The organism is Methanothermobacter sp. THM-1 (assembly GCF_009914355.1).
GTDB lineage: Archaea > Methanobacteriota > Methanobacteria > Methanobacteriales > Methanothermobacteraceae > Methanothermobacter > Methanothermobacter wolfei.
Window position 1 is genome coordinate 152,597 of sequence record NZ_CP044013.1, and the last position, 17,683, is coordinate 170,279.

The 17,683-nt window shown below is 49.9% G+C and carries 16 protein-coding genes; 9 read left to right on the top strand and 7 right to left on the bottom strand.

All coding sequences use genetic code 11. The features are described 5' to 3' along the window. Position 1: 1 nt before the first annotated feature. Positions 2-547: a TATA-box-binding protein gene (locus FZP57_RS00765; RefSeq protein WP_074358337.1), complete on the bottom strand. Its 546-nt coding sequence runs from the start codon at positions 545-547 to the stop codon at positions 2-4. 257 nt (positions 548-804) lie between these two features. On the opposite strand from FZP57_RS00765, the gene FZP57_RS00770 reads away from it, so the two are divergent. The 6 genes from FZP57_RS00770 (at position 805) to fen (ending at position 5,845) form a co-directional block, all read left to right on the top strand. After that, entirely contained in the window at positions 805-1,119 is a 315-nt protein-coding gene (locus FZP57_RS00770) for a hypothetical protein (RefSeq protein ID WP_191216325.1), read from the top strand. A 62-nt stretch (positions 1,120-1,181) separates the two neighbouring features. Next, a complete protein-coding gene (gene cyaB / locus FZP57_RS00775) occupies positions 1,182-1,712 on the top strand; it encodes a class IV adenylate cyclase (RefSeq protein WP_191216326.1) in 531 nt (176 codons plus the stop codon). Positions 1,713-1,818: 106 nt separating this feature from the next. Then, entirely contained in the window at positions 1,819-2,994 is a 1,176-nt protein-coding gene (locus tag FZP57_RS00780) for a homocitrate synthase family protein (RefSeq protein ID WP_074358340.1), read from the top strand. 8 nt (positions 2,995-3,002) lie between these two features. After that, entirely contained in the window at positions 3,003-4,259 is a 1,257-nt protein-coding gene (gene hacA, locus FZP57_RS00785; protein ID WP_191216327.1) for a homoaconitase large subunit, read from the top strand. 10 nt (positions 4,260-4,269) lie between these two features. Then, positions 4,270-4,809: a chorismate pyruvate-lyase family protein gene (locus FZP57_RS00790; protein WP_191216328.1), complete on the top strand. Its 540-nt coding sequence runs from the start codon at positions 4,270-4,272 to the stop codon at positions 4,807-4,809. A gap of 49 nt (positions 4,810-4,858) precedes the next feature. Beyond that, positions 4,859-5,845 (top strand): flap endonuclease-1, encoded by a 987-nt coding sequence (fen, locus tag FZP57_RS00795; protein ID WP_074358343.1) that lies wholly within the window; start codon positions 4,859-4,861, stop codon positions 5,843-5,845. 90 nt (positions 5,846-5,935) lie between these two features. On the opposite strand, the gene FZP57_RS00800 is transcribed toward fen, so the two are convergent. The 6 genes from FZP57_RS00800 to FZP57_RS00825 form a co-directional block, all read right to left on the bottom strand. Further along, entirely contained in the window at positions 5,936-7,906 is a 1,971-nt protein-coding gene (locus FZP57_RS00800) for an IGHMBP2 family helicase (protein WP_238337930.1), read from the bottom strand. Between the two features lie 95 nt (positions 7,907-8,001). Further along, a complete protein-coding gene (locus FZP57_RS00805; protein ID WP_191216329.1) occupies positions 8,002-8,622 on the bottom strand; it encodes a DUF2119 domain-containing protein in 621 nt (206 codons plus the stop codon). A 10-nt stretch (positions 8,623-8,632) separates the two neighbouring features. After that, positions 8,633-9,886: an adenosylhomocysteinase gene (gene ahcY, locus FZP57_RS00810; RefSeq protein ID WP_191216330.1), complete on the bottom strand. Its 1,254-nt coding sequence runs from the start codon at positions 9,884-9,886 to the stop codon at positions 8,633-8,635. A gap of 277 nt (positions 9,887-10,163) precedes the next feature. Then, positions 10,164-12,353 carry a CDC48 family AAA ATPase gene (locus FZP57_RS00815; protein WP_191216331.1) on the bottom strand — a complete coding sequence of 730 codons (2,190 nt, stop codon included), beginning with the start codon at positions 12,351-12,353 and terminating at the stop codon, positions 10,164-10,166. Between the two features lie 294 nt (positions 12,354-12,647). Further along, on the bottom strand, positions 12,648-13,952 hold the full coding sequence (locus tag FZP57_RS00820) for a prephenate dehydrogenase (RefSeq protein WP_084531317.1): 1,305 nt from the start codon (positions 13,950-13,952) through the stop codon (positions 12,648-12,650). Positions 13,953-13,982: 30 nt separating this feature from the next. Further along, entirely contained in the window at positions 13,983-14,339 is a 357-nt protein-coding gene (locus FZP57_RS00825; protein WP_074358348.1) for a hypothetical protein, read from the bottom strand. 90 nt (positions 14,340-14,429) lie between these two features. Here FZP57_RS00825 and FZP57_RS00830 point away from each other — a divergent pair, with 90 nt between their 5' ends. The 3 genes from FZP57_RS00830 to FZP57_RS00840 all read left to right on the top strand — a co-directional run bounded on the left by FZP57_RS00830 (position 14,430) and on the right by FZP57_RS00840 (position 17,681). Further along, positions 14,430-15,491 carry an mRNA surveillance protein pelota gene (locus tag FZP57_RS00830; protein ID WP_074358349.1) on the top strand — a complete coding sequence of 354 codons (1,062 nt, stop codon included), beginning with the start codon at positions 14,430-14,432 and terminating at the stop codon, positions 15,489-15,491. A gap of 17 nt (positions 15,492-15,508) precedes the next feature. Continuing rightward, entirely contained in the window at positions 15,509-16,666 is a 1,158-nt protein-coding gene (locus FZP57_RS00835) for a radical SAM protein (protein WP_074358350.1), read from the top strand. A 145-nt stretch (positions 16,667-16,811) separates the two neighbouring features. Then, positions 16,812-17,681 (top strand): hypothetical protein, encoded by an 870-nt coding sequence (locus FZP57_RS00840; protein WP_074358351.1) that lies wholly within the window; start codon positions 16,812-16,814, stop codon positions 17,679-17,681. Positions 17,682-17,683 lie beyond the last annotated feature (2 nt).

Here is a 17,683-nt window from a genome sequence, read left to right on the forward strand (position 1 = left end):
ATTAAATCAGATCTAACTCAGCGAGCCTTTCCCTGGTCTTTTCCACTCCAAGTTTAGCGTCTTCAGCACTCTTAGCTCCTGTACACACAACTTTACCTGAACCGAATAGGAGGAGTACAACCTTTGGTTCGTCAAGGCGGTATACAAGCCCCGGGAACTGTTCAGGTTCGTATTCTGTGTTTTCAAGTCCAAGGGCAACGGCTTCAAGATTCAGTGGTTTGCCCAGATTTGCTGATGCAACAATGTTCTGGATCTTTATCTCAAATTCCTCAGGGATGTCAGGGTCCATGGTCCTCATCATGTCCACGGTGAGTTTTATGGCCTTCTTTGAGTCCTCAATTGACTTCGCGCCCGTGCACACGAGTTTCCCTGATCCAAATATTAATGCAGCAGTTTTAGGCTCCTTTAATTTATATACCAGTCCTGGGAACTGTTCCCTGTTAAAATCAACATTTTCAAGAGCTTCAGCAACTGTTTGAAGATCGATAGATTTTCCAAGAGTCGCAGAAGCCACGATATTTTCTATCTTGATATCCACATCTGTCAACTAGATACCTCCCGGTGAAGTTAAACCTACATATAAATTTAAATGCACCTATATTAATATTGATGTAAAAAAGTAGTTATTATGAATAATAACATACTTAATATCAGTTCTCCAGAGGCATGGGTTTCATTTTTCGTTGTAGGGGCTGTTCATGTGATGGGTTTAACTGTGTGTGGATTTCACTTTTCAGGGGCCTGTTCCTTTCATGTAAGTAAATTAAATATGTTTTTGATCATAACTATAAAGGAGGGGATTAATTGGTTATCAACCCAAAGATCTACATGGAACAGCTTGAGGAGCTTGGACTTGAGGACCTTGAGATAGAACCGTCTTCAAGGGGGGAGGCGGTTAAGCTTATCAGGGAGATCGAGGACCATATCAGTAACCTTAATAAGATAAGGTACAACCTTCATGGGGATATGAGGATCATAAGGAAGGAATATCTCGAAAGACTGGTTGAAGAAGGCATCAGGGGAGACAGGAAGAGGAGGAGGTTGATTATGGATGAAAGGGACAGGGTTCTATCACCCTACGAGGGTATTGATAGGCTCATTGATGGCTTCATTGACTAGCTGGAGAACGTCCTTATCTTCCTAAGAGAATATGCCGGGAATCATAATAATGGGTGTTAGTCTTGATAGAAGTTGAGGTTAAGGCAAGGGTCAGGGACAGGGATGAACTGGTGGAGAAACTGAGGTCACTGGGGGCTGAGATGACCCGGAGGGATGAACAGAGGGACACATACTTCAATTCACCCCACAGGGATTTTGCCAGGACAGATGAGGCCCTCAGAATAAGGAAAACAGGGGGCAGAGCCTTCATAACCTACAAGGGCCCTAAGATCGATGAGAGGAGCAAGACAAGAAAGGAACTTGAAATGGAGGTTGATGACCCTGAAACCGCGGCAGGAATACTTGAGGCCCTGGGATTCTTCAGGGCACGCGAGGTGATCAAGGTCCGTGAAACCTACCGCCTGGGGGATTTCAGGGCGTCCATCGACACCGTGAAGGGCCTTGGAACCTACCTTGAAATAGAGGCAGAACTCCCGGAGGGCAGGGATTATGAAGGAGCACTCAATGAGATCTTCGGTCTCTACAGAAAACTGGGGATTGAGGAGGGATTCGAGAGAAGATCCTACCTTGAACTCCTCGAGGAACTCCGGTGACCGGAAGATGCATGCCCTCTCAAACCTTTTATACTTAAATATCTAATTTTAAATAAATGCCTCAAAACATTCATTTTAAGTAAATAATGGTTAAGGTGGTAATCCCTTGAAATACTTTGTTAGCCCCTTCAATAAAGAAGCTGAGTTAAAGTTTCCTGAAAAGATCACAATTTACGATACAACACTCCGTGACGGGGAGCAGACACCAGGTGTATGTCTCGGGACAGATGAAAAATTGGAGATAGCAAGAAAACTTGATGAACTGGGCATACACCAGATAGAAAGCGGGTTCCCTGTTGTTTCAAAACAGGAAAAGATTTCAGTGAAGGCGATAGCCGATGAGGGTCTCAATGCAGAGATACTTGCACTCTGCAGGACCAAGAAGGAGGATATCGACGTTGCCATTGACTGCGGCGTTGATGGCGTCATAACCTTCATGGCAACCTCTGACCTCCACCTTAAACACAAACTCAGGCTGACAAGGGAGGAGGCCCTAAACGTCTGCATGAACTCAATAGAATACGCAAAGGACCATGGACTCTTCCTGGCATTTTCTGCAGAGGACGCCACAAGGACGGACCTGGAATTCCTGAAGCAGATCTACAGGAAGGCAGAGGATTACGGGGCCGACAGGGTCCATATTGCGGATACCGTGGGTGCCATAAGCCCCCAGGGAATGGCCTACCTCGTACGGGAACTAAAAAAGGAAATAAATGCAGACATAGCCCTCCACTGCCATAACGATTTTGGGATGGCCCTCTGCAATTCAATAGCAGGCCTTGTTGCAGGTGGAAGCGCGGTTTCAACGACCGTTAACGGGATAGGTGAAAGGGCAGGTAACACGTCCCTTGAGGAGCTCATAATGACCCTCCTCATAATCTACGGTGTTGACCTTGGCTTCAACATAAGCGTCCTATACGAGCTCTCAAGGCTTGTTGAGAAGCACACCCTCATGAAGGTCCCTGAGAACAAACCAATAGTCGGAAAGAACGTATTCAGGCATGAATCGGGGATCCATGTGGATGCGGTTATAGAGGAACCGCTGACCTATGAGCCCTTCCTCCCTGAGATGATCGGACATCATCGCAGGATAGTCCTGGGGAAACACTCAGGGTGCCGTGCTGTTAAGGCAAAGCTTGAAGAGTACGGTATAGATGTCACCAGGGAGGAGCTCTGCAGGATAGTTGAAGAGGTCAAGAAGAACCGTGAAAAGGGAAAGTACATCAACGATGAACTCTTCGCTGAGATTGTGAGATCTGTCAGGGGACCCGTTGATTTCTAGGTGATACCATGAACATGACCGAGAAGATACTTGCGGAGGCGGCAGGTTTAAGGGAGGTTACCCCCGGGGAGATAATAGAGGCAGGGATTGACCTTGCCATGACCCATGACGGCACATCCCCCCCGACCATCAGAATCTTCAGGGAGCTGATGGAGAAGGGAGGGCCTGAAAGGGTCTGGGACCCCGAGAGGATAGTGATGGTCTTTGACCACAACGTCCCCGCCAACACCATCGGTGCAGCTGAGTTCCAGAGAGTTGCAAGGGAATTCGCCCATGAACAGGGCATAAGGAACATCTACCAGAACGCTGCAGGTATCTGTCACCAGGTACTCCCTGAGAAGGGATTCGTGAAACCCGGCATGGTCATTGTAGGCGCAGACTCCCACACCTGCACCTACGGGGCCTTCGGGGCCTTTTCAACCGGCATGGGGGCAACCGACATGGCCATGGTATTTGCAACCGGAAAAACATGGTTCATGGTACCCGAAGCCATTAGGGTTGATGTTACCGGCAGACTGCAGGATAACACAACAGCCAAGGATGTTATACTCAGGATAATAGGGGAGCTGGGTGCTGACGGTGCAACCTACAGGTCAGTGGAGTTTGGCGGCGACACCATAGAGGGGATGGGTGTTGCAGGGAGGATGACCATCTGCAACATGGCGGTTGAAATGGGTGCCAAGAACGGTATAATGGAGCCAAACAGGAAGATCCTTGATTATGTGGCCTCAAGGACGGGAGGTAAATTCAGGGTCTACACCTCAGATGATGACAGTGAATACGTGGAGGAACATGAATTTGACGTCTCCGACCTCCAGCCCCAGGTGGCGTGCCCCCATGATGTTGACAATGTTAAACCGGTTGAAATGGTTGAAGGGACACATATTGATGAGGCCTTCCTTGGCTCATGCACCAATGGCCGCTATGAGGACCTTAAAATGGCTGCAGATGTGATAGGTGACAGGAAGGTCCATGAGGATGTCCGTTTCATTGTTTCACCCGCTTCACGGGAGATATACCTCAGGGCCCTGGGGGATGGTATCATAGAGACCCTCCTGAGGGCAGGCGCCATAGTATGCAACCCTGGCTGCGGCCCATGCCTGGGTGCCCACATGGGGGTGCTGGCCCCCGGAGAGGTCAGCATAGCAACAACCAACCGCAACTTCAGGGGGAGGATGGGCGACCCATCATCAAGTGTTTACCTTGCAAATCCTGCTGTTGTTGCAGAGTCCGCGGTTAACGGGGTGATCAGCTCCCCCCAATAGGAGGCTCCATATGAATGTGAATGCCATGGAGGAGATTGAACGCATTGAGAGGATCATGGGAAAACTCTCAAACACCCAGAAGATCCTCCTCTCAACCGACGGGTCGGTTACAACAATACTGGATGTGCTGAAGGGCACGGTAACCATAAGGACACTCAAGCAGGAATTCGAGCCATGCAGTCATGAAATCGCATCCAAACTCAGTATAAATCCTGGGGACACAGTTAACCACAGGGTGGTTGTTATAGGGAACAGGGAACCCCTTATACATGCGGTGTCATACATACCCCTATCAAGGCTTGATGATGAATTCAGGGAGGACCTTATAAGGGCCGACATACCCATTGGAAGGATACTCAAGAAGCACAGGATCGAGTCGAGGAGGGAGATTGAGGTTATAGACGTTGAAAACCCCGCCCCCCAGCTTGTTAAGATATTTGGAACGGATTCCCCAATGCTCACAAGGACCTATAACATCATCCATGATGATGAGGTCCTCATAAGGATAAAGGAGACGTTTCCCTTTGAGTGGTTCAGGGAGGAGTTTTAGGATCATACCGGCTTCTTGAAGGACCTTTAAGAATTGTGGGGGTGCTTTTATGGGAGTTAAACTTAAGGATATAGTTTCACCCCGGAAGATAGGTTTCGATGACCTCAGGGGCCGCATAGTTGCAGTGGACGCTGCAAACAGCATATACCAGTTTCTATCCAGTATAAGGCAGAGGGATGGCACGCCACTCATGGACCGGGAGGGGCGCGTGACATCGCACCTCAGTGGCATACTCTACAGGACAGCTGCGGTGATGGAGAGGGAGATAAAGGTATTCTATGTCTTTGATGGCAGATCACATCACCTCAAGGGCTCCACCATAAGTAAGAGGGTTGAGGCAAGGAAGAAGTCTGAGGTGGAGTGGAAGAGGGCCCTTGAGGAGGGAGACATTGAAAGGGCAAGGAAATACGCTGTCAGGTCATCAAGGATGTCGGATGATATAGTTGAGGGTTCAAAAAGGTTGCTTGAACTCATGGGGGTGCCCTATGTCCAGGCACCGAGTGAGGGCGAGGCCCAGGCATCATTCATGGTCAGGAAAGGTGATGCATGGGCTGTGGCGTCCCAGGACTATGATTGCCTCCTCTTCGGCGCCCCGAGGGTCGTCAGGAACCTGACCCTCAGCGGAAAACTCCAGGAACCCGAGATAATTGAACTTGAAGCCGCACTTAAAAAACTTTCATTGACAAGGGAACAGCTCGTTGACCTGGCAATACTTGTTGGAACAGATTTTAACCCTGGAATTAAGGGTATAGGTCCAAAGAAGGGTCTTAAACTTATAAGGGAGAGGGGGGACATATTCGGTGTCCTTGAGGAGGTTGACGGGGACCCCGGCGGCGACCCCCTTGTCCTTCGAAGGATCTTCCTTGAACCCGATGTAACAGGGGATTATGAACTTAAATGGAGGAAACCCGACAGGGAGGGGGTCCTGGAGTTCCTCTGCTCCGAACACGGTTTCTCGGAGGAAAGGGTGCTTTCAGCACTTAAAAAGATTGAAAAGGCTTCTTTCACACAGAAAAGCCTTGAGGAGTGGTTCTGATTTTTTTATCGTTTCATGATTCTTGCAGATGGTTGATGGTGTTCCTGGTTTTATCAGGAATTGCAGATGATTCCAGAGGTATCTGAACTCTCAGGGACTCCAGTTCCTCACATCGCCGGGCCCTGGCTTTTCAAGGAAGCCCCTTCTCCTGCAGAACTCAACAAGCCTCCTGTAGGATGGATGGGTGCAGAGGGTTTCAGTGTCACCTATTATCAGCAGTTTCCTCCTTGCACGTGTAAGTGAAACATTAAGCCTTCTAAGATCTCTGAGGAAACCTATGGACCCCCTACTGTTACTCCTGACCATCGAAATTATGATTATCTCCTTTTCCCTTCCCTGGAACCCGTCAACGGTGTTCACCTCCACAGGGGTCATGGATGATATGAGTTCCACCTGGTCATCGTAGGGGGTGATTATACCGATATCCGATGACCCGGCGCCCATCCCCATGAATGCCCCTGCAATTATAACCGCAAGGTCAGCCTCAACAGGGTTCCTTATGGATGTCGAACCCTTCAGCCTCTCTTCAGGGGCTTCGAGTCTGGATGTGTCAATGAAGAGGACCGGCCGGTGAGGATCCGCAAGCATCCCCTGGAGCTCCCCCTCTTCCCCCCCACTCCTGAGGATGTCGGTCACAGATAATCCTTCAAGGGATGGATGGGCCCTTATGTTGCCTGAATAGAACTCCCTGCTGGGAAACTCCATTATATCAGGGTGCATCCGGTACTGGCAGTTAAGCATCCATGATTTATCAGGGTACCTGGTGATCAGTTCCTCAAAGAGGGTACTTTCCAGTTCTGATGCTTCCTGGTTCAGTATCGTCGGAGGGAGCTGTTTATGGTCACCTGCAAGTATGAATCTAGGCGCACGTCCCAGGGGTATGAGTATGCTCGGTATGGTGGCCTGGGATGCCTCATCAACAACGGCAAGGTCAAAACTGACATTATCAATGTATTCAAGGGCTGCAGATGAATTGGTTGATAGGACAACCTGACTTTCCCTGATTATCCGGTTGGCAATCTCTGTTTCAAGCTCTTCAAGTTCCCTGTGAAGCCTGTCTATCTTCTGGTTGACCTCTATCCACCTTGCCATTGAGATCATAACGTTTGGTGAGATGCCCCTGGCACCCCTCCTCTTGGTTGCGTTAAGGAGTATCTGGGTGTCACTGAGGCCCCTCCTGAGCTGTGGTGTTGGTTTGTGATGTTTTTCACGCTCCTCCACTAGTTTATCTATTCGCTCCTGTTTTTCAATGACCATCCTGTAGTCCGGATGATTTTCGAGTTTATAGGCAAGGGTCTCCCTTATGTTCCTCTCAGAGACCCTCTGGGGGTGTCCGAGGCGCACGCACTCAACATCCTCCGCGATTCCATCCAGGAGGTTGTCCACTGCAGCGTTGCTCTCGGCCGTAACAAGGACCCTTGAGCCCCTTCTGACTTCCTGCCTTATGAGTTCATGGAGGGTCCTGGTTTTACCCGTTCCGAAGGGCCCGTGGATGAGGAAGAAGTCATCTGAACCAAGGGCTCTGCTGATGGCTTCCTTCTGGGAACTGTTAAGTTCACAGTCAATGGCCTCGAAGTCAACCCTCCTGGTGGGGGCAGGTTTATCCTTATCAAGGATGAGGCCCAGTACCTTCAGGATGTTCTTATTAACACCCTTGAGGTTATCGATCATCCTCTGGAATGTTATGTCATTGGCGTAGAGGTCGATGCGCACGTTCCTGAGGGCCCACCTGGGCACATTCTCAAGGGCCACCACAATGAACCGTTTACCCTTCCCTGCAACGGTACCTGTGAGGTCGCTTTTGAGGGGGTCTCCCCGGCTTATCAGAACAAGGTCACCCACACCTATCCTTGTCTCTATGGGGTCCCTCCTACCATACTTCACAAGGTGAAATCCAAGTTCACGCCCAGTTATCTTACCGTTCAGGCCATTTATAGCCCTGCCTATCCTTTCGCGCTTCCTGGGGGAGAGCCTCCGGATCTCATTCATCATGGCGTTTATCTCGGCTTCCCTCTCCATTTCAACTAGCCTGATGAGTTTTCTGATGTATGATTTCACCATGATCCTATCAGTCCCCTGCATTTTCAGTAATGAGTTCATTCCATTCATTGAAGATTTTTTTCATCATTTTTTAAATCCAGATGGATGATCCAGGGTTAGAAGGGAGGGTATTCCCCGAAGAATTCCCTTGCATACCTCCTGGCGGTTTCAACCTGGTGGGGGTATTTCCTTCCAAGTCGATTCTCAAGCTCGTCACGGTCTCTGGATGATGCAACGATCCTCATGAATTCAACATAAACCTCTAACTGCCTGTACCATTCCTCAGAGTCCCTGAAGCATGGAATCTCAACCGTGAGGCAGATATCCTCCCTTCTGAAGAGCTTCTTCCTTATGTGGGGTGACACCGATCCTATCAGAACACCCCTCTCAAGTTCTATGAGGGGTGGAACACCCCTTTTAAGTTTTCTTGATGGATCCGTGAGGTCATGGTAGCTTTCATCCCGGTAGCAGTGGGCTTCAAGGTAGGTTGATGGCCTGTATTCCTTTATGAGCCCCATTATCTCACGGCCCTGTCTGCTTTCGTAGTAGGAGGGGTCAAGGGTGCTCAGGTAGTTACTTGTGTTGCAGTTGTATATTACCAGTTTACCGGTTTCAATGTCGCTGAAACGGAGCCTTTTAAGGGCCCTTATGGTTGTGAGGCCCTCCCTTCCATGGACACCTCCAATGAATAATCTTACAGGGCCAGGACCCCTGTTTATGAGTCTGAAAAAGCCCAACTTCTTCCTCCTATGTCCCCTCTTCCCAGTTTTCAAGGTATCTGATCTGTTTATCCGTCAGTTCATCGATTTCTATACCCATGGCATCAAGTTTCATCCTGGCTACCGTCATGTCTATCTCATCATGTGCCCTGTAGACGCCTGGGTCCATCTTCTCCTCAAGGAGGTGCCTGGCGGATAATGCCTGCATCGCAAAGCTCATGTCCATTATCTCTGCAGGGTGGCCCTGGCCTCGCTCCGAGGCAAGGTTGACGAGCCTCCCCTCTGCCAGAAGATAAATTTTACGACCATCAGGCATTATGAAGGCTTCAATATCCTCTTTAACCTTCTTAACATCCTTTGATAGTCTTTCAAGGTCCTGACGGTTTATTTCCACGTTGAAGTGCCCTGAGTTTGCCATTATACAGCCGTCCTTCATCTCCCTGAACTCATCTGCTGCAACAACGTCAGTGTTTCCTGTTGCAGTTATCAGGATGTCTGCGTGTTTAACGGCCTCTGAGACCTTCATGACCCTGAAACCATCCATGCGGGCTTCAAGAGCCCTTATAGGGTCCACCTCTGTCACTATGACGTTCGCTCCCAGTCCATCAGCCCTCATGGCTATTCCGCGGCCGCACCATCCATAACCGCACACCACCACGGTCTTACCGGCTATCAGCATGTTGGTGGTGCCCATTATGGAGTCAAAGGTGGACTGACCGGTACCGTAACGGTTGTCAAAGAGGTACTTGGTGTAGGCATCGTTGACTGCCATCACCGGAAACTCAAGGGCACCGTCTGCTGCCATGGCCTTCAGGCGGTGTATACCGGTTGTTGTCTCCTCACAAGCCCCCCTGATATTTTCAAGCAGCTCACGACGTTCCCTGTGGACAAGGAATATCATGTCGGCACCATCATCTATGAGGATGTCGGGTTCATGGTCAAGGACCCTGTGTATGTTTTCATAGTACTCTTCATTGTTCTCCCCGCGCCACCCGTACATGTTCAGGCCCATCTCTGCACCGGCAGCCGTTGCATCGTCCTGGGTGGAGAGGGGGTTGCATCCTGTCATAGCAACCTCGGCACCACCCGCCATGAGGGTCAGTCCAAGGTTAATGGTCTTTGGTTCAAGGTGGAGGCAGGAGGCTACTGTGATCCCCCTGAAGGGTTTTTCCTCAATGAATTCTTTCTTTATCCTTTCAAGTACAGGCATGTGTTCCTGAACCCAGCGGATCTTTTTCTCACCCTGCGGGGCCAGTGAAATGTCTTTAACCTTATATGGCATTCTATCACCTGAGCAAGTTAAACATCATGATACATAAATAGTGATCCATCCTTTAAAAATAGTTGGTGGGGAATGAGGGAGAGCCCTGATTCCCTGAATTTATAGTTAAGGCTCTACCTGCCATTTAAGATGAATAATAGAGCCCTGGCAGCAGTAATGACTTCTCGCCACGGGCAGGGCGTGGCTTTAAAATTAGTCTGAAACTCGCACAAAAGGAATGATCTGGGATTTGAAGTTTAATCGAACAAAAAGAAGAGATCTGGATTTAAAAAGGGTTTTAGTGGTACTGGACCTGTTCTTCAGTACCACCCCTTGGTTTTATCTTGTTCATGGCTTCCTTGAAGTACTTCATTGAGATCTCATCGGCCTCCATGTTTTCACGGAGTGTCAGCATGGCTGCCTCTCTGCAGACAGCCTCAATGTCTGCACCAACGTAGCCTTCTGTCATCTCTGCGAGTTTTTCAAGGTCAACGTCATCTGCAAGTGGCATGTCCTTTGTGTGGACCCTGAATATGGCTAGCCTTGCCTCCTTGTCAGGGTCTTCAACCTTGACGTGTCTGTCGAATCTTCCGGGCCTCAGGAGGGCCGGGTCAAGGATGTCTGGTCTGTTGGTTGCTGCTATGACTGCAACGTCCTGGAGTTCTTCAAGGCCATCAATCTCTGTCAGGAGCTGGTTAACAACCCTCTGGGTCACACCTGAGTCTGCGCTCATACCGCTCCTTGTTGATGCGATTGAGTCGATCTCATCAAAGAATATTACTGTTGGTGCTGTCTGTCTGGCCTTTCTGAAGACCTCACGAACACCCTTCTCTGATTCACCGACCCATTTTGAGAGAAGCTCTGGCCCCTTGACTGCTATGAAGTTGGCCTGGCTTTCATTTGCCACTGCCTTTGCAAGGAGTGTCTTACCGGTACCCGGTGAACCATGGAGCAGCACACCCTTCGGTGGTTTGATTCCGAATTTCTTGAACTTTTCAGGGTACTTAAGGGGCCATTCAACCGCTTCCTGCAGTTCCTGTTTGGCATCTTCAAGTCCTCCGATGTCATCCCATGATATGTTCGGGACCTGCACCAGGACCTCCCTCAGGGCTGAGGGCTGTATCTCCTTGAGGGCGTCCTTGAAGTCGGCCTTTGTGACTATCATCTTCTTGAGGACCTCCTTGGGTATCTCCTCATCGGCCTTTATTTCAGGAAGCACCCTCCTGAGGACCCTCATGGCGGCCTCCTTGCAGAGTGATTCGAGGTCGGCACCGACGAATCCGTGGGTTATCTCTGCGAGTTCATCCAGGTCAACGTCATCTGCGAGGGGCATTCCACGCGTGTGGATCTGGAGGATCTCCTTCCTCTCATCCCTGTCAGGGACTCCTATTTCAATTTCACGGTCAAACCTGCCAGGTCTTCTGAGGGCAGGGTCAAGGGCGTCTGGCCGGTTTGTTGCACCTATTACAACAACCTGTCCCCTTGTTTTAAGCCCGTCCATGAGGGTGAGGAGCTGGGCAACGATTCTCCTTTCAACTTCACCACTGACCTCTTCCCTCTTCGGGGCTATTGCATCTATTTCATCTATGAATATTATTGAAGGAGCATTTTCCTCTGCTTCCTGGAAGAATTCCCTGAGTCTTTCCTCTGATCCACCAACGTATTTGCTCATGATCTCCGGTCCGTTGATGGCTATGAAGTGCGCGTCGCTCTCGTTGACGACAGCTTTTGCAAGGAGTGTCTTACCTGTACCTGGCGGACCGTGCATGAGAACACCCTTTGGGGGGGTTATGCCGAGCCTTTCAAAGAGTTCGGGTCTCTTCAAGGGTATTTCTATCATTTCCCTGACCTTTTTAACTTCCTCCTTGAGTCCTCCGATGTCCTCGTAGGTTACGTCCACAAGGTTCTTGACTCCCTCCAGTTTGCTGACGTCAACCGGCTTTGACTGCATCTCCACCTGGGTTGATGGGGTTACCTTCACAACTCCAGCGGGGCTTGTTGATACAACTGCCAGTTTGATTTCACCGAGGGGTGAGAGGTCCATGAAGTCCCTGAAGAATTCATCGAAGAGCCCTCCACCTGATATCTGCTGTCTTATTCCTGATACTATTATGTCGCCCTTTACAAGGACCCTGTTGAGGAACGCTGATCTTATGTCTCCTCTTATGATGATTTCCTGGTCCACCGGTGCAAGGACCACCTTCTGGGCGTCCTTTACATCAGTCCTTCTGACTGTTACCTCTTCACCTATGGATGCCCCGGCATTCTTACGGAGGTATCCGTCTATCCTTATTATGCCAAGTCCTATGTCGGACTGTGATGATACAACCGTTGCAGCGGTTACCTTTTTGCCCTCGATCTCTATGATGTCGCCGTCGTTAAGACCCAGTTTTTCCATGCATGCCGGGTCCACCCTGGCTATTCCTCTCCCCACGTCCTGCTGGGCAAGGGCCTCCGCAACTTTTAATTTAAGTTCCTTTTCGGTCATAATACAACCCACCTCTTTTCTTATATTGTTATGATTCTGGTAAGATTTATAATTTAACAGAATATTTTAGTAAACTTTGGTTACTATAATAGAGGGTATATGTTATAATATATAAAGCTTTCGGTATATTTATATAGGGGCACCGATAATTAATATAAAAACGAAATTAAGTATTAGATACGGGGGATGTTGTTCAGGATAACCCCAAAGTCCCTCAGGGATCTGAATGCCCCGGATTATTCCCAGATAAAGCTGAAGAAATAGTATGGGATGAACTTCAGTCAAACATCAGGGTTACCTTATGGAGGCACCCATACCCTCAATTACCTTCTTAACCCTTTCATAGGATTCACGTTCAAATACACGTATCCTGACGGTCAGGCTGATAAAACCGTCAGGTATCTGCGGGCCCCTGTATCTGTCGGTAACCCTGGCCTCAACAACACCATCAAGACGACCTAAAAGTTCCTCAATGACCTCGGGCCTCACGCCATCCGGGAAAACAGCAGATATATCATAGACAGCAGAATCAAGATTATCGGCCTTCCACCTCAAGAGCTCATCCCCTGAGAGGACCCTTATATTTGAGATTTTAAACTTCAGAGTCCTTTTACCAGACCTTAGAATGGCATAGTCCGGTGTAACTGATTCCAAGATGCCAACATGGACTTTACCTGAATATATGTGTTTCAGGCCAACTTCACCACCAACAGAATCCTTAAGGAGGCTCAGCTCATGGTTAAGGGCCTCTATAGCCTTATCGGAACGTCCAAGGGATGATTCAATGTCATCTATGTTCTTGGCTGCAAGGCTCATCCTCCTCACAAATTCATCCATGGCCCCTGAATCCAGGAGGTCCCTCAGCTCACCGGCGGTTTCAAGGAAAAGGTCACGCATCCTGCGGGCATGCCTGTTGTGGGTCTGGATGGAGTATGCAAGGTAGGGGTTCTGGGCCACTATCCTTGCAATAGTATCAATCATGAGGTTGTATATGGGGCTTGCAAATTTCCTTGACTCCCTTATATCCACACCTGCAGATTCAAGGGTGGCCGCTATACTGATATATGCAAAGTGCGTGAGGACCTGCACAACAGCCATCATCAGATCATGTTTCTCGGGATCCGTGACTATCACCCGGGCCTTCCGCTCCTCAAGGAACTCCTTCAGGGGCTCAAGCCACGGGTTATCCTCAGTGGGTGTCAGGACCACCACCTGACCCTCAAGGGAGGTTACGCGGGGCCCGAACATGGGGTGTGCGGGTATAAAGTATGCTCCATCAGGGATAAGTTCAGCCATTATCCTGGCGGGTTCCTCCTTAACTGATGTGACATCCATGAGAAGACACCCCTCCCTGACATTGGGGGCCACCTCCCTGAGGACATTAGGGGTCACATCAATGGGTACAGAGACTATAACCACATCAGAAGCTGAAGCAGCCCTGGTATTGTCAGGGCAGTAATCTGCACCTATCCGCTCTGCAGCGGCAAGACCCGCCTCCCGGTCACGCCCGGTTATGATGACGCTGAAGCCTTCATCCTTCAGAAACCGGGCTATCCAGTAACCAAGCCCCCTGGTGCCGCCTATAACACTCACTTTCATATTATCAACCATTCCAGCAAAGGAAAAAAATCACTGATCATCCCCTGATGCCTTAACAGCAACGTAACCCCCGAGACTTCCAAGTATAAAGCTCAGGGCACATATTACAAGAAAACCCACAGAGAAGCTGAAGAAATCGGGTCCAAGAACCGAGGCTATTCTGCCAGGCATCTCAGGTCCGAATATCATCCCTGAGATGAAGCTCAGAATTGCAAGTACCAGGGCAGCCACACCACCGGTCCCCGAACCCCTCTGCTCGGGACGGGTAAGGTATGCTGCAAGGAAACCCGTGAATGCATAAACAAAGAGTCCATCGATGAAGAATAGCATCACAAAGCCTGCTATGATGCTGATGAAAATTGCGCTTCCAGATTCATAGTCACCCATAGAGTACACTCCCATCTGACTCTAATTTTATAACACCTTTCATATATATTATCATTGACCCAGCTGACTAGGGATTCAGGGTGTAGACAGATGAGGATACTTGAAGAGGATGAGAAAAACGGAGTCATTGAACTGGTGCCCGAAACCCTTGACGACCTCTGGCACCTCTCCCACATCATTGAAGAGGGAGACCTTCTATCAGCAAGGACAACAAGGAGGATACAGGATACGAGCGGAGAGAAGATAAGGAGCGACAGGGGTGTTAAGAAGACATTCTACCTTGGAATAAGGGTTGAGAACGTCAACTTCCATGTCTACACAGGGAGGCTGAGGGCAACAGGCATAATAGAAAGGGGACCCGAGGACCTGGTGCCCCTGGGGTCACACCACACACTGGAGGTTAAACTGAACACACCCCTCCGGATTAAAAAGGATTCATGGAGCAGATGGACACTCCGAAGGCTCCAGGAGGCGGTTAAAGCATCAAAGGAGATCAGGGCCATAATCCTGGTCATTGAGGATGATGTGGCTGACCTGGGCATAATAAGACAGTACGGTGTTGAGTACCAGGGACCCATAACAGGCAACATCCCAGGGAAGAGGATGCAGCAGAGGGACAGGGGTAAACTAAAGCAGGAATTCTACAGGAAAATCACCGAGGCCATAAGCAAGTACGGCGACCTTGAAACCCTCATAATCGCAGGTCCCGGTTTCTACAAGTCAGACTTCCATGAATACCTCATGGACATGCACCCTGAGATCGGCAGAAAGGCCGTGATTGAGAACACCGGTACCGGTGGAAGGTCAGGGATCTATGAGGTTCTGAGGAAGGGGACGGTGGAGAAGGTTTCATCGGAGAACAGGATAGCATCCGAGATAAGAAACGTGAACACTTTACTTGAAAGACTGGCAAGGGACCCTGACTCAGTCGTCTACGGACGGGATGAGGTTATAAACGCCATAAACATGGGCGCGGTTGAGAAGCTCCTGGTCCTTGACAGGGTGGTTAGCCGGGAGGACATTGAAGGCTACCTTGACATTGTTGAGAGCATGGGGGGCACCGTGATCCTTATAAGCAGTGAACATGAGGGCGGCAGGCAGCTGGAGGCCCTCGGGGGACTTGCAGGAATTTTAAGGTTCAAACTTTCATGATTTTTTTTGGGTGTTAAATGTTCCGGATCATCCCTGAGAGATGTACAGGCTGCGGCAACTGCCGGACAATTCAATGTTCAGAGCCCTGCTCTTCCTGCGGTACCTGTCAGCTGGCATGCCCTTCCGGGGCACTGATACCCGGAGAACAGGATGAAACCCTGTGCACTGTAACGGTGAATGGGGTGAGGGTGAGGGCCAGGGGCACGGTTAAAAATGCCCTTGAAGCGGCAGGATTCAGGGTAAGTTCTCTGCCGGATGAGGGAGATTTATTCGCCCCCTGCGGTTCAGGTGGCTGCTGGGCCTGCAGTGTATCTGTTAACGGCAGACCAGCACAGGCATGCATAACACCCCCTCAAGGGGGGATGGTGATAGAGACCATGGATGAACCAGCCCTGAGGTATGTGAGCAGATTCGGACCCCACACAGCAGGAGGTGTGGGCACACCGCACCATGAAAAGACGGGGCTGGCGGTGGAGGTGGTCTGCTTTGCCCATGGATGCAACCTCAGATGCCCCCAGTGTCAGAAGAGTCAGGCGGCATTCACAGGCGGCCTGAACCTCCTGGACCCAGAGGAAACCGCCAACCTCCTCCTTGGGGTGGAATCGGTCTACAGGACAGGTACGGTGACCTTTTCAGGGGGAGAATGCACCCTCAACAGGGCCTGGCTCATAAAATCCATTGAAGAGGTCAGAAAAAGGGACGGGTCCCTGAACATACACGTTGATACCAATGGAACCATACTCACCAGGGACTACATTGATGAACTGGTACTTGCAGGGATGAGAAGGATCGGGATAGACCTGAAGGGACTGCGCCCTGAGACCTTCATGAGGATAACTGGCATGGAGGACAGGAAAACCTCGGAGGCCTACCTTGAAAACTCATGGGATGCCATCCGTTACATCGCAACAGGACACAGGGAGGTATTCCTTGGAGTGGGAGTGCCCTATAACAGCAAACTCATATCTGTCGATGAAATTAGGGGGATGGCGGCCCTGATAGGATCAATCAGCAGAAAAATACAGGTCACGGTACTTGACTACAGGTCCGAATTCAGGTGCATGGACATTGAAAGACCATCGGTTAAGGAAATGCTTCATGTAAAGGGGGTCATGGAGGATGAAGGACTTGAAGTGGTACTGGCACAGACAGAACACGGTTTCATGGGACCCTGATAACCCTGTTTCAGGGGGGGTGATGCATTCAATGAAGGTCATGAGACGATGAGGCCCCCTTCATGTGATGAAGGAATAGGGGACATCATGATCCCAGCAGCATGGAATGACCCAAAACCACCTTAACCATATAGGAGCATGTATCATGACACTCAACTGGATGAATTTAGTGGTTGCAGGAGCCATAACACTAATTTTAACGCCATTAACAGCCAGAATAATTTCCATATTCAGGGAATCAAACCTCTACACGGATGTGAGGGGTGGAACTCCCAGGGGAGCGGGCCTTGCACCGTTCACAGCCCTCACCCTCTTTACACCGGCACCCTTCAACATCCCCCTGGCCATTATGGGGGTCCTTGCATTTATTGATGACCTGAGCGGCAGGAGACGTATAGGTAGCCTTCCTCTTGAATGGGGGCAGGTTTCAAGGGGGGCGGGGATTATAGCCGTCACAGCCCTCACCTATCCTGTCATGGGTCCTTCAGGCTTCCTTGTGGCCATGATGGTACAGCCACTCAACATTGCAGATATGCAGCCAGGCGCCGCATGCACCTCCACCATGATACTCTCCCTCCTGGCGATAATGGTATCAATCATAACGGGATCGGACCCCTACATGCCTTTACTTGTTTTAACCGTCTGCGCAGCCTACTCACCCATGGACTATGCTGGAAGGATAATGATGGGTGAGGTTGGAAACCACAGCCTTGCAGTTGCCCTTGGAATTTCATTTTACCTTGCAGGGGGCCCGCTTACACTTCTCTCATTCTTCATCATAAGTCCCCTTGTTATTGCAGCTGTGAGGGGTGAGAAACTCTCCTCATTCCTTGAGGAAAAACTTGGAATCGAGAACCCCACACCCGGGGACCTCTACATGGATGTGCTGACAGGAGGGGGCCTCGGGGACCTTGCGAGAAAAATAATACTCAGAAATAGGAGTTTCAGCGTTGATAACAGGTTCCTCATTGCCCTTGGATTCAGAAGACTCCTCTACAATCCATTCGCTGGCTGAAG